We start from the raw sequence: 12,560 nt of genomic DNA on the forward strand, positions 1-12,560 counted from the left end.
TCGCACGCCAGCCCGGCGATTTCGTCGCCTGGGTGATGCTGGCCGACCTGGAACTGGAAGCCGGCGACATCGCCGCCGGCGAGCAGGCCGCACGACGTGCGCTGCAGCTGCGCCCGAACCACCCCGAAGCACTGGCACGGCTGGGTCGCGTGGCCTGGATGGCCGGCGCGCATGCCGACGCGGCCAAGCTGCTCGGCCAGGCCTCGGCACTGGCCCCGCAGCACCCGGGCATCGCGCTGTGGCTGGGCCATGCGCTGGAAGATGCCGACGATGCCGAAGGCGCGGCGGCGGCCTATCGCCGCGCACATACGCTGATGCCGGACGAACCCTACATCGCCGCCCAGCGCCTGGCCTGGCAGCGCCGCCTGTGCGACTGGCAGGACGTGGACGCGCTGGCCACGCAGGTACGTGCCGCGCTCGCTTCCGGCCAGGGGGCGGTGGAGCCGTTCGCCTTCCTCAGCGAAGACGCCAGCGCTGCCGAGCAGCTGGCCTGCGCACGTGCGCGCGCCGCGCTGATCGCCGCCTCGGTTCGGCCCTTGCCGGCGGTAACGGTACGCGCGCGCGGCCCGTTGCGCGTCGGCTTCCTCTCCAATGGCTTCGGCGCCCATCCCACCGGGCTGCTGACCGTGGCCCTGCTCGAACACCTGCGTCATGACCCGGCGCTGCAGCTGCACCTGTTCGCGTTGAACCGCGCCGATGGCAGCCGCATACGCGATCGCCTGCAGGCCGCGACCCGGCTGCATGAGGTGGCCGCACTGCGGCATGCCGACATCGCGGCCCGCATCCGCGCACAGGGCATCGACCTGCTGTTCGACCTGCGCGGCTGGGGCGGCGGCGGCACGCCCGAGGTGCTGGCAATGCGCCCCGGCCCCGCTGCAGCTGAACTGGCTGGCCTACCCCGGCACATCAGGTGCACGCTGGCTGGATGCCGTGGTCGCCGACGAATTCGTGCTGCCCGCATCGCTGGAACCTCACTTCAGCGAACGCGTCCTGCGCCTGCCACGCGCCTTCCAGCCCTCGGACAACACCGCGTACTGGAACCGGCACCGTCCCGCGCCGAGTGCGGGCTGCCCGAACACGGCGTGGTGTTCTGCTGCTTCAACAACAGCTACAAGCTCAATCCGCGCAGCATGGGCCGCGCCTTCGCGGTGCTGCAGGCCGTGCCCGGCAGCGTGCTGTGGCTGCTGTCCGGCCCCGGCCAGGCCGACACCCGCCTGCGCACCGCCGCGCAGGCCGCCGGCCTGGACCCGGCGCGCCTGGTGTTCATGGCCAAGCTGCCGCATCCGCAGTACCTGGCCCGCTATCAGCTGGCCGACCTGTTCCTCGACACCCATCCCTACAACGCGCCACACCACCGCCTCCGATGCGCTGTGGGCCGGCTGCCCGGTACTGACCTGCCCGGGCGACACCTTCGCCGCGCGCGTGGCCGGCAGCCTCAACCACCATCTGGGGCTGGCCCGGATGAATGTCGCCGACGACGCGGCGTTCATCGCCACTGCCAGCGCGCTGGGCAATGACCCTGCGGCATTGGCCGCGCTGCGTGCCGAGCTGGCGCAGGCGCGCGAGCGTAGTGGACTGTTCGACATGGCCGGGTTTGCCCGCGACCTGTCGGCGATGCTGCAGCAGCTGGCTGGCGAACAGGGGCTGGCAGGGCGTCGACAACGCCTGAGCGATCCCTGCGTTACGCTCGGGCTTCCTCCCGCGTGGTGTGATGATGGCCAAGCTCAAGCGCAAGGACTACGACGAACTGCTGCTGCCGCTGCAGCTGGAACTGACCCGCGATGGCGCGGTTGGGTGCAGCACAGCGGGCAACGCCTGCTGGTGCTGTTCGAAGGACGGGATACGGCAGCAAAGGCGGCGCGATCCAGGCCATCAGCCAGCATCTCAACCCACGCCAATGCAGGGTGGTGGCACTGCCCAAGCCTACCGACCGCGAAGCCACCCAGTGGTATTTCCAGCGCTACACCTCGCACTTGCCCGCCGCAGGCGAGATCGTGCTGATGGACCGCAGCTGGTACAACCGCGCCGGCGTCGAGCGGGTGATGGGCTACTGCAGCGAGACCGAGTACCAGCAGTTCCTGCGCCAGGCGCCGGTGTTCGAACAGCTGCTGGTGGATGACGGCATCCTGCTGTTCAAGTACTGGCTGTGCGTGGACCAGGAGCAGCAGGAGAAGCGCTTCGCCGAGCGCCATCTCGATCCGCTGAAGGGCTGGAAGCTGTCTCCGGTCGACCTGAAATCCCGCAGCAAGGTACAGCGCGTACACCGAGGCCCGCGAGGCGATGCTGCGCGCGACGCATCGCGAGGCGGCGCCGTGGACGCTGGTGGATTTCAACGACCAGCGGCTGGGGCGACTGACCCTGGTGCGCAACCTGCTGGACCGGTTGCCGGACACGCGGGTCGATGCGCCGTTGCCGGAGCTGCCGAAGCTGAAGGGCAAGCTGCATCGCGAGCACTACGATGTACTGAAGCCGATCGAGGACTTCCCGGTCGAGGAATAGGGTTGTTCGGCAGGGCTGCACCCTGCACCTGCTCAACGCAACGGCAACGGCAACATCAACAGCGGGCTATCCGCGGGATGGCGGGGCGGTGTGGATGGGCAGGACACGCCGTAGACCCGTCCATGGGGGCTCGATGGCGCCATCCATGGCGCCAACGGTCCTGCCCACCCACACCGCCCCGCCTCTGACAGATCCCTGCGGCTGTTGGTAGGTGTCGACCTTGGTCGACACATCTGTCAGATATCGAGATTCATTTGGGGTCAGATCCGTTTTCCTTCGGAAAACGGATCTGACACCATGCCGTCCCGACAGATCGCGGAAATCTGTCGAAGGCGGGGTGGGTCCGGTTGCGGGGGCGTGAGCCGCATGGATGCGGCGACCGAGCTTACATGGACGTACTTGCAGCGGCCCCCGCAACCGGACCCACCCCGCCATCCCTCAGGAGACCCGCCTCTGCTTCGGCTGTTGCCGTTGCTGTTGCTCTGGCCTCCACGGGTGCAGGGCCTCAGGCCCTGCCGACCAACCACTACTTGGCAGCCGCGATCTGCTTTTCGATGTCGGCGGCGGTCACCGGGCCAAGGAAGGTGTGGGCCAGCTTGCCCTGCGGATCCAGCAGATGCGTCAACGGCAGGCCTCGCGGCGTGGCGAAGTCTGCGGGCGGATCGAACGGGTCCACGATCACGATCGGATAGGTCACCGGATGCTTGGTCAGGAACGACTGCATTTCCGGCACTTCGATGTCCTCGTAGGCCAGGCCGACCACCTCGATGTTGCTGCGCATCGCATGCAGCGCCGACAGTTCAGGCATTTCCTTGCGGCACGGGGCGCACCAGGTCGCCCAGAAGTTCACCACCACCCACTTGCCGCGATGCGCGGCAGGTCGTAGTCGCTGCCATCCACCGCCTTCATCTTCAGCGTCGGGAACTCGGCAGTGGTGCGCTCGGCCGGGGTTTCCTCGACCGGCGCCGGAGTGGCCGGCGTCGGCGCCTGTGCCGGCGGCTGGCTGCTCGCCGGGGCCGGCTCCTGGGCGGCTTGCAGGCCGGCCAGGGCCAGCAGCAGGGTCAACGGGAGCAGCAGCGGCAACGGGGTCTTGCGGGTCATGGCATGTCTCCGGAATCGGTGTAGATGTCGCTGACCTTGCGCTTGAGGCGTTCACGCAGGGGGCAGTCGCAGATCGTCCAGCGCCGCCAATGCGGCACGGCCCAGGCTGTCGTCGCGGTACGGCAGGTGCTGCTCGGCTACCGGGATGCGCAGCTGGGTGCATTCGTACAGATCGGCCAGGCTGACCTGGTCCAGGTCGCGCGCGAGCAGCCACTCGCCGCGTTCATCGCGGCGCAGCAGGCCGATCGCCTGCAGGTTGCAGGCCAGATCCTGCAGCAGCGAGTCGGTCAGCAACGGTTCCAGGCGCAGGATTTTCATCGTCGGCCAGGCCCTTGCCCTTGGCACGGGCATGGTGGAAGCGGCCGAGCAGGCGCAGCAGGCCGTAGAACTCGTACCCCTGCGGCAGGACGCAGTTCAACCGGCTGGTAGCGGAAGGCGCCATCGATGAGGCCAGCGACGCACCCAGCAGCACTGCCACCAGCACAGGTAGATCCACAGCAGCAGGATCGGCACGAAGGCCACCGTGCCATACAGCTTCTGGTAGGACTGGAAGCTGCCCAGATAGGCGCCGATGCCCCACTTCACCAGCTCCAGGATGACCGCCGCCAGGATCGCGCCAGGCACGGCGTGCCGCCATTTCACCGTGTGATGCGGCACCACCCGGAACATCAGCGTGATGCAGACGAACTCGATCAGGATCGGCGCCAGCCGCAGCGCCAGCTCGGCCAACCAACGGCCCTCCTGGGTACCGAACAACGGCATGGCGAACACCCCGCGCCGATACCGCCAGCGATGCGGCGGCGAGCATCGCGCCCAGGGTCAGTACGGTCCAATAGACCAGGAAGCGGGTCAGCTTGGGCCGGGTCGAGCCGACCCGCCAGATCTGGTTGAAGGTCTCTTCCACGCTGTTGAGCGTGATCAGCAGTGAGACCACCAGTGCAATGAAGCCGGCCGCCGTCAGCTGGCCGGCACTGGCCGAGAACTGCCGCAGGTAGCCCTCGGCCGCTCGCGCCGCGGAGGGCACGAAGTTGGAGAACACGTAGTCGCTGAGCTGATCGCTCCAGCGGTCGAAGACGGGAAGGCCGACAGCACACCGAATACCACGATCGCCAGCGGCACCAGCGCGAACACCGTGGTGTACGCCAGCGCCGCCGCTGCCTGGAACAGGGCGGTCGTCGAGGAAGCGATGCCACAGGAAGCGGCCGAAAACTGATGGCCCGTGCGCGATCCCGCGCGCGCTCCATCCACAGGTTGAGCGTATCCAAAGGTTCCATCGGCGAAAGGGTACCCGATGCGGAATGCTCGCAGGATAGCCATACTGGTAGCCACACGACGAGGAGAAGCGGGCACGATGGGCGAGATTCTGGTGCTGTACTACAGCCGGGGCGGTTCGGTGGCACGGCTGGCGCGCCAGATCGCGCGGGGCATCGGCGAAGTGCCGGGCATGACCGCGCGCCTGCGCACGGTACCCGGCCGGTGGCCGCCGTGACCCAGACCGCGCAGCCGCCGGTACCCGACGATGGCGCCCCCTACGTGAGCGTGCAGGACCTGGTCGAAATGCCAGGGCCTGCTGCTCGGCAGCCCCACCCGCTTCGGGCAACATGGCCGCGCCAGTCAAGCACTTCCTGGACGGGTTGGGCGCCGAATGGGTCAATGGCACCCTGTCCGGCAAGCCGGCCGGCGTGTTCACTTCCACCGCATCCATGCATGGCGGGCAGGAGTCGACCCTGCTGTCGATGCAGGTGCCGCTGCTGCACCACGCTGCGTGATCGTCGGCATCCCGTTCACCGAGCCGGCGCTGAGCCACACCACCAGTGGCGGCACGCCGTATGGCGCCAGCCACGTGGCCGGTGCCGCCGACGACCGCAGCCGACCGACGACGAAGCCGTGCTGGCGCGCGCACTGGGGCGCCGGGTGGCCGACATCGCGCAGCGGTTGGCCCGATGAGCCGCGCGCCGCGCACGGTCCTGCTGCTGGCCTGATGGGGCTGGCCGCGCTGTTCGCAGGCTGGTTCATCAATGACAAGCACTGGCTGGCGACCCAGCTGGTGTTCACCGCACCACCGCTGGCACTGGCCATCGCCGTGCGCCTGGGCTGGCGCAAGGCCGGCTTCTGGGCCTCCGTGCTGGCCCTGGGCTGGTTCAGCCACGGCGTGATGAGCGCCTGGAGCCACCCGGAAACGCGCTGGCTGCGCTGATCGAGATCGCGCTGGCGCTGCTGGTGGTCTTCAGCGCCAGCCTGCCCGGCCTGCGCGCCCGCTTCGGCAAGCGACGCTGACGCTGCGGCCGCAGGGCCGTATCATCTGCATTCCTGGCCCCGCGCCGCAGTACCTGTCCTGGTTTCGCGCATGCACATGATTGGGAAGAGCTCCTGGTTCGTCACCACCGGTGGCACGATCGACAAGATCTATTTCGACGACAAGTCGGACTACCAGATCGGCGATCCGCAGATCGGCATGATCCTGCGCGAGCTGGGCGTGACGTTCCGCTTCAACGTGATTCCGATCCTGCGCAAGGATTCGCTGCACATCAACGATGAGGACCGCGAACTGATCCGCGCCACCATCGCCGCGCAGCCGACCCGGCACGTGCTGGTGACCCACGGCACCGATTCGATGTGCAGACCGGCAAGGTGCTGGCGACGATCCCGGACAAGACCATCGTGATGACCGGCGCACTGAGCCCGGCACGCTCCGCGGCTCGGATGCGGAGTTCAACATCGGCTGTGCGATCGGTGCGGTGCAGTCGCTGCCGAGCGGCGTTGTACATCGCGATGAACGGGCGGATCCTTCGACCCCGCAGCACGTGCGCAAGAACGTGGCGGCGAATCGTTTCGAGTCGGTCTGAGGAACAGCGTGCCGACCAAGGTCGGCACCACCCGGACAAAAACGCCCCGGCCGAAGCCAGGGCGTGCCCTTGGAGAGGGACTTGGGCTCAGTACTGGGCGTTGAGGGTCAGGCCCGAGAAGGTGCTGTACGCCTTCACCCGCACATGACCAGGTGCCGGCGGCAGGGCTGTTGATGGTGCAGGTCTCGCTGTTGCCGCTCAGGTACGGGCGGCAGGTGTAGGTGGTATCGGTCGGGGCACTGCCTGGCGCACGTACAGGTCGGCATCAACCGCTGCCGCCACTGATCGCCACGCGCAGCTGGTGCTGCCGGCTGGAAACGGTGACGTGTAATTCAGCTCGGCACCGGTCGCGGCGCCCAGGCCGGTCACCGGCACGTTGTTCTGCAGCACGTTGCCGCCCGGGTTCGGGCCACCGCCATTGATCGCCGCAGCCACGGCCGCGTTGGCGTCGACGATGCCGGCGCCGCAGCCACCCGAGCAGGCGCCCGGCAGCGGGCGTGCGGTGCTCTTGATGATGCTTTCGACCTGTGCCGGACTCAGCGGGCTCGGCGCTACCGACTGCATCAGTAGCAACCACGCCGGCCACATGCGGTGCCGCCATCGAGGTGCCGTTGTAGGACGCATAGGTGGCGCTGCCCGGCGTGGTGGTGCCGGTGTTGAGGGTGGACAGGATGCTCTGGCCCGGGCCGGAGATATCGATGCCGGCACCGTAGTTGGAGAAGCTGGCCCGTGCACCGGCCGAGGTCGTGGCCGCCACCGCGATCACGTTCGCGCAGTTGGCCGGCACCGACGAGGACACGTTGGTGTTGCTGTTGCCGGCGGCGACCACCACGGTGGTGCCGCGGGCTGACCGCGCCGTTGATCGCATTCTGGTAGGTGGCCGAGGCAGGTGCCGCCACCACCCAGCGACATGTTGATGACTTCGGCCGGGTTGGCATTGGCCGGCACGCCACTGACGGTGCCGCCGGAGGCCCACACGATCGCGTCGGCGATGTCGGAGGTGTAACCGCCGCACTTGCCCAGCACGCGCACCGGGACGACCTTGGCATTGAACGCAAGTACCGGCCACGCCGTGCTGTTGTTGGTCACCGCCGCCACGGTGCCGGCGACGTGGGTGCCGTGCCAGCTGGAGTTGGAGGCCGGGATGCCCGAGCCGCACTCGTTGGCGCCGTACCAGTCGCCTTCGTCGTTCGGGTTGTTGTCGCGGCCACCGCCATCGCGTGCCATCGCGGCGTCGCTGATGAAGTCATAGCCGGGCAGGATGTTGGCGTTGAGATCGGGATGGTTGGTGATGCCGGTATCGATCACGGCCACCACCACGCCGGTGCCGGTGGCCTTGTCCCAGGCCGGCTTGCACGTTGATCGACGCGTTGGAGGTACCGAAGCCCCACTGTTCGCTGAAGCGGGTGTCGTTCGGGGTCAGCGTCGCACGCATGATCTGGTCGACTTCGACGTATTCCACGTTCGGGTCGGCGGCGAGCTTGCGCATCAGCAGCTCGGATTCGGCCTGGTCCAGCGGACGATCGGTCCTGACCAGGGTCGGGCCGACGGCCAGCTTGCGGACCTCCTGCAGGCCCAGCGCACGGCCCTGGCTGCTGGCCAGGCCGGCGGCGGCACTCTTCAGCGAAGAGGCCAGTGCGGTGGTGTTGGCCACCGCGGCACTACCGTCACGGTACTTCACGATGAAGCGCTGGTGCGTCGGCGCGGACTGCAGGCCGCTGAGCTGGACGTCACCGGCCAGCGCAGGCGTGGCCAGCAGCAGCGATGACAGAACGGACGCACCAAGGACCACCCACACTCGACGCACACGCGGTTGCGTTACCTGGGACATCGTATTTCCCTTTCTAGTGGTGTGAATGCCGGAATCGGCAGAAGCACCGGCCCGAACCATGGCTGGCTTGCGTTGGCGAGGTCGAAGTCCGGCGAGTCAGCGGATCCCCCTATCGATCCGCCGTGCAGATGACGCTAATGACCAAAACCGGACACCACAAGATTTTCAAGCGTCTTTTCAGCAAGATGAAATGTCTGATCTGAGACTTTTCGGGTCGAGGGTTTGTGAAGGTGAAGGAACTTTCTCGCGGACTGCACGCACCTGACTGGGCAATGTCATGTCTGCGGATGACTTTGCCGACATCGGCGTCCACTTCCACGCCAATGGCCGCGCAGCACCGGCGCGGCCATCGTGCTGCCCGTTCGAGTGCAGCGGACTATTCGGCGTGCGCAGCGTCGGCAGGGCGGATGTGCTGCCCCTTGACCGGTTCGCCGCGGCGCGACCGGCCCGGCCATCGGCCACATAGTCGGAAAACTGCGCCGGCAGCGCTGCGCTGACGCCGAACGCAGGCCCGGCCTGCAGCTGGTAGTGCAGGTGCGGCTCGGAGGAATTGCCGCTGTTGCCACAGTCACCGAGGTGCGCACCGCTGCGGACAACCTGCCCCTGTGCAACGCGCACGCTGCCCTGCGCAGATGCGCCAGCACCGAATACTCGTCATTGCCGTGATCGAGGATGACACGGTTGCCAGTGAGCTGGGCGGAATTCATCTGGCCCGGACGGTTGTCGGCGACGCCCTCGACCACCTCCACCACCGTACCGTCGGCCGGCGCGAGGATCGGCCGGCCAAAGCAGAAATAGTCCTCGTTGCGCTGACCCTCGCCACGATGGGAACGGCCATCGCGGACCACCAGCAGGTCCATCGCGAAGCGCTGGCCGGCGTGGGCGGCGTGGTAGTTCTGTTCGACACTGCGCCCGCCCCCAGAACACGAAGTATTCATCGTTGAACGGCAGTTGCAGCCGTGTGCGGTTCTGGTAGTCGAGGAATCCGCTCGCAGCGGCCTGCGGCGGCGTGGTCCTGTAGCGGGCGGATGTAGAAGCCGCCAATCCGCCCGTCGGCATCGATGGCCCACAACACCTGGATGAGGTCCGCGCTCCTGGCGAAGCGCGCCTGCCGCAGATAGGTGTCGAATCATCAACCTTCTCCACCTTCTCACTGACCAGCTCGGTTTCTGCGCCCCAGCCAGCGAGCACCTGCTCGCGCCAGCGCCACCAGGTTCTGCGGGGACTTCAGCCCCGCCTGCATCTGCGGCGTCATCCGTTCCCACAGGGCGTCGATGTGCCTTCGTAGAACTGCGTGGTCAGCGTGGCTCCCTGTTGGCGCGGATCTGCGGCCGTGGCCGCGCCGATGAGAACTGAGCAGGAAACAACCAGAACTGCAAACAGGCGCGGGAGCAATGTCATGTCAGGCGTCCTTTCGATCCGGATCAGGAATGCCGGCGACGATCGCCGCCAGCTGCGTGCGGTACTCGGCGAGTGCGTGGCGCCCCACCGGCGTCAACTGCAGGGTGGTCAGCGGGCGCTTGCCACGGAACGACTTTTCGATGGCGACCAGTCCGGCTGCCTCCAGCTTGCTCAGATGGCTGGACAGGTTGCCCTTGCTCAGCCCGCTGAGATGTTCGACAAAACCGACTCGGCAGACTCGGCGCCGGCCAGGATCGACAGGATCAGCAGGCGCGCCGGTTCGTGGATCAGGCGGTCGAGCTGGAGCAGCCCGCGCGGATCAGGCAGGCGGGTCATTCGACGAACGTCCGCCCGACCATGAACGCGCCGCATTTCCGCCTGCAGACGGTGGAACCGCTGGTGGTCACGCCAGCCGACCACGATCAGCGCAATGGACGCCAGCGGGAACACCGCAGTGCTCAGCCCGAAACCATAGGCCTGCCCGGTGAAGGCCAGCGCGGCCTGGCAGAGCAGGAACACCCCCACGATGAACTCCAGCGGTGTACGCAGCCAGCGCCACACCACCCAGGGCAGCAAGCGCACCACGGCCAGATAGCCGATGGCGCGCAGATCCCAGGGCAACTCGCCCATCGGCGCCAGCCTGGCAGCACGCTGCCAATCACCAGCACGCTCACCAAGGCGGTGAAGGCGATGAAGAAGCGCTGGAAATTGCGCTCGGCCGGCGTCACCTGCTCCTCGACCTGGCCCAGACGCTGGTAGTAGCGGCGCGCCAGCCACTGCTTGCCGACGATCCACAGCACCGGTACGGCGATCAGCACGACGCGCAGCGCCAGGGTGGTCGGCAACAACGCGCCCGCAAGGAAGGAGGCCAGACAGGCAACACCGCCCGCAATCGCCGACAGGCCACCGGCACTGCGCGAGTAACGCGAGTATTCACGGGTCAACGCCTGCAGGCGCGAGGAAGGATCAATGACGGACGGCTGCTGCATGACATGCTCCATCGGGATCGCTTGAATTTAGTTTGCATTGCAAACCTATTTGCGTCAAGCACTCCCCTGTAGCGATCTGGCGGCCCCACAACGCAGAAAGCCGTCACAGGGACGGGCTTTCCGGAAGAGCCGTCGAGCATGGCTCGACGCTACAGTTCAGTGCGGCGATCAGCCCAGCTTGACCAGCCAGTTGTGGCGGTCCGGCAGGCGGCCGTACTGGATGTCGGTCAGTTCCTTGCGCAGCGACATGGTCACTTCGCCGGCCGGCGCGTTGATGTCGCCCACCGAGAAGCCCTCGCCCTTCAGCTGGCCGATCGGGTGACCACTGCCGCGGTGCCACAGGCAAACACTTCGCTGATCGCACCGGAGGCCACGCCGTCCTTCCACTCGTCGATGCTGACCTTGCGCTCTTCGACCTTCATGCCACGGTCGCGCGCCAACTGCAGGATGCTCTCGCGGGTGATGCCCTCGAGGATGCTGCCGGACAGTTCCGGGGTGACCAGCGTGCCGTCCTTGTAGACCAGGAACACGTTCATGCCGCCCAGTTCTTCCAGGTACTTGCCCTCGACCGGGTCAAGGAACAGCACCTGCGAGCAGCCCTGTGCCTGTTGCCTTCTGCTGCGGCAGCAGCGAGGCGGCGTAGTTGCCACCGCACTTGGCCGCACCGGTGCCGCCCTGGCCCGCACGTGCGTACTCCGTCGACAGCCAGATCGACACCGGAGCGACGCCCTTGGCGAGTACGGGCCGGCCGGGCTGGCGATGACGTAGTAGCCGGCCTTGTGCGCGCCACGCACGCCGAGGAAGGCTTCGTCGCCGATCATGAACGGACGGAAGTACAGGCTCGACTCATCGGCCGACGGCACCCAGGCGCTGTCGACGGCAATCAGCTGCTTCAGCGATTCGACGAAGATCTCCACCGGCAGTTCCGGCAGCGCCAGGCGCTGCGCCGAACGCTGCAGGCGACGGCCGTGGCGTCGGGGCGGAAGGTCCAGATCGAACCGTCGGCGTGGCGGTAGGCCTTGATGCCTCGAAGATTTCCTGGCCGTAGTGCAGCACGGCCGCGGCCGGGTCCAGCTGCAGCGGCCGTAGGCGCGCACGTTGGCGTTGTGCCAGCCGGCATCCTTGTCCCAGCGCACTTCCACCATGTGATCGGTGAAGTGCAGGCGAAGCCCGCTTCTCCAGGATCTTGGCGCGCTCTTCAGCGCTGCGCGGGTGGTCCGAACGGGTGACGGCGAAGCTGGGAATGGACTGGGACACCGGAGGATTCCTGTTCTGGTTGCGGGTAGTGCCGGGCCCGCGTCACTGCGGGCCCTGGGTCAAAGCATGCCGGTCTCGAGCCGCGCCGCCTCGGACATCATGTGCTGGTTCCACGGCGGGTCGAACACCAGGTCGACGTCGGCCTCGGCCACCGTCGGGATCATTTCGAGCTTGCTGCGCACGTCGTCGACCAGGATCTCGCCCATGCCGCAGCCCGGGGCGGTCAGGGTCATCTTCACGTCGATCTCGCGCTTGCCTTCGTCCAGGTGCTTGATCTCGACTTCATAGACCAGGCCCAGTTCAACGATGTTGACCGGAATTTCCGGGTCGAAGCAGGTGCGCAGCTGCTGCCACACCAGCTGTTCCACCTGCTCATCGGTGGCGTCGGCCGGCAGCTCGAGCGGTGCCGGCGCCTCCTTGCCGATGGCGTCGCCGTCCTTGCCGGCGATGCGGAACAGGTTGCCCTCGACGAACACCGAATAACTGCCGCCCAGCGCCTGGGTGATGTACCCATAGCTGCCGGCAGGCAGGGTCACGGTATCGCCCCTGCGGGACCATCACGGCCTCGCAATCGCGTTCGAAGTGGACAGGTTCGCTGCTACGGGAATACATGGGGACCGATATGGGGCCGTGGCC

At 67.3% G+C, this 12,560-nt stretch carries 5 protein-coding genes and 11 pseudogenes; 8 read left to right on the plus strand and 8 right to left on the minus strand.

What is annotated here, in order from left to right; genetic code table 11:
- Window positions 1–35 precede the first annotated feature (35 nt).
- The 4 pseudogenes from AB1281_RS01885 to ppk2 form a co-directional block, all read left to right on the plus strand.
- Window positions 36–776: pseudogene (locus AB1281_RS01885) on the plus strand (tetratricopeptide repeat protein); the annotation flags it as partial.
- A pseudogene (locus AB1281_RS01890) lies at window positions 763–966 on the plus strand (hypothetical protein); the annotation flags it as partial. The pseudogenes AB1281_RS01885 and AB1281_RS01890, both read left to right, overlap by 14 nt.
- Window positions 967–1,109: 143 nt before the next feature.
- A pseudogene (locus AB1281_RS01895) lies at window positions 1,110–1,548 on the plus strand (UDP-N-acetylglucosamine-peptide N-acetylglucosaminyltransferase); the annotation flags it as partial.
- A 166-nt stretch (window positions 1,549–1,714) separates the two neighbouring features.
- Window positions 1,715–2,499, plus strand: a pseudogene (ppk2, locus tag AB1281_RS01900) (polyphosphate kinase 2).
- A 526-nt stretch (window positions 2,500–3,025) separates the two neighbouring features.
- Here ppk2 and AB1281_RS01905 read toward each other — a convergent pair.
- Together AB1281_RS01905 and AB1281_RS01910 are read right to left on the minus strand one after the other, a co-directional pair.
- Window positions 3,026–3,600, minus strand: a pseudogene (locus AB1281_RS01905) (redoxin domain-containing protein).
- Window positions 3,597–4,874: pseudogene (locus tag AB1281_RS01910) on the minus strand (YihY family inner membrane protein). Before AB1281_RS01910 ends, AB1281_RS01905 begins: the two co-directional pseudogenes overlap by 4 nt.
- A 77-nt stretch (window positions 4,875–4,951) precedes the next feature.
- Here AB1281_RS01910 and wrbA point away from each other — a divergent pair.
- The 3 pseudogenes from wrbA (at window position 4,952) to AB1281_RS01925 (ending at window position 6,446) form a co-directional block, all read left to right on the plus strand.
- Window positions 4,952–5,547, plus strand: a pseudogene (wrbA, locus tag AB1281_RS01915) (NAD(P)H:quinone oxidoreductase).
- Window positions 5,544–5,877 (plus strand): annotated as a pseudogene (locus AB1281_RS01920) (DUF2069 domain-containing protein). The pseudogenes wrbA and AB1281_RS01920 overlap by 4 nt, the downstream one beginning before the upstream one ends.
- Window positions 5,878–5,970: 93 nt before the next feature.
- Window positions 5,971–6,446, plus strand: a pseudogene (locus tag AB1281_RS01925) (asparaginase domain-containing protein).
- A gap of 87 nt (window positions 6,447–6,533) precedes the next feature.
- Here the strand turns inward: AB1281_RS01925 and AB1281_RS01930 are convergent.
- Together AB1281_RS01930 and AB1281_RS01935 are read right to left on the minus strand one after the other, a co-directional pair.
- Window positions 6,534–8,277: pseudogene (locus tag AB1281_RS01930) on the minus strand (S8 family peptidase).
- 177 nt (window positions 8,278–8,454) lie between these two features.
- A complete protein-coding gene (locus AB1281_RS01935; RefSeq protein WP_430344934.1) occupies window positions 8,455–8,895 on the minus strand; it encodes a M23 family metallopeptidase in 441 nt (146 codons plus the stop codon).
- A gap of 14 nt (window positions 8,896–8,909) precedes the next feature.
- Here AB1281_RS01935 and AB1281_RS01940 point away from each other — a divergent pair, with 14 nt between their 5' ends.
- Window positions 8,910–9,221 carry a hypothetical protein gene (locus AB1281_RS01940; RefSeq protein WP_430344935.1) on the plus strand — a complete coding sequence of 104 codons (312 nt, stop codon included), beginning with the start codon at window positions 8,910–8,912 and terminating at the stop codon, window positions 9,219–9,221.
- A 458-nt stretch (window positions 9,222–9,679) separates the two neighbouring features.
- Here the strand turns inward: AB1281_RS01940 and AB1281_RS01945 are convergent, their stop codons facing one another.
- The 4 genes and pseudogenes from AB1281_RS01945 to sufT form a co-directional block, all read right to left on the minus strand.
- Window positions 9,680–9,880, minus strand: a complete 201-nt coding sequence (locus tag AB1281_RS01945) for a transcriptional regulator (RefSeq protein WP_430344938.1) — start codon at window positions 9,878–9,880, stop codon at window positions 9,680–9,682.
- Window positions 9,877–10,308 (minus strand): hypothetical protein, encoded by a 432-nt coding sequence (locus AB1281_RS01950; RefSeq protein ID WP_430344936.1) that lies wholly within the window; start codon window positions 10,306–10,308, stop codon window positions 9,877–9,879. Before AB1281_RS01950 ends, AB1281_RS01945 begins: the two co-directional genes overlap by 4 nt.
- A gap of 661 nt (window positions 10,309–10,969) precedes the next feature.
- Window positions 10,970–11,809, minus strand: a complete 840-nt coding sequence (locus AB1281_RS01955; RefSeq protein WP_430344937.1) for an aminotransferase class IV — start codon at window positions 11,807–11,809, stop codon at window positions 10,970–10,972.
- A gap of 174 nt (window positions 11,810–11,983) precedes the next feature.
- Window positions 11,984–12,536, minus strand: a pseudogene (gene sufT, locus AB1281_RS01960) (putative Fe-S cluster assembly protein SufT).
- Window positions 12,537–12,560 lie beyond the last annotated feature (24 nt).

Origin of the sequence: Stenotrophomonas sp. NRRL B-14846 (genome assembly GCF_050473585.1) — a bacterium.
Lineage (GTDB): Bacteria > Pseudomonadota > Gammaproteobacteria > Xanthomonadales > Xanthomonadaceae > Stenotrophomonas.

Coding starts and splice junctions, on each gene's coding strand:
- AB1281_RS01950 (WP_430344936.1), bottom strand. CDS start 10,308: ATGGGCGAGTTGCCCTGGGATCTGCGCGCCATCGGCTATCTGGCCGTG.
- AB1281_RS01940 (WP_430344935.1), top strand. CDS start 8,910: ATGCGCCAGCACCGAATACTCGTCATTGCCGTGATCGAGGATGACACG.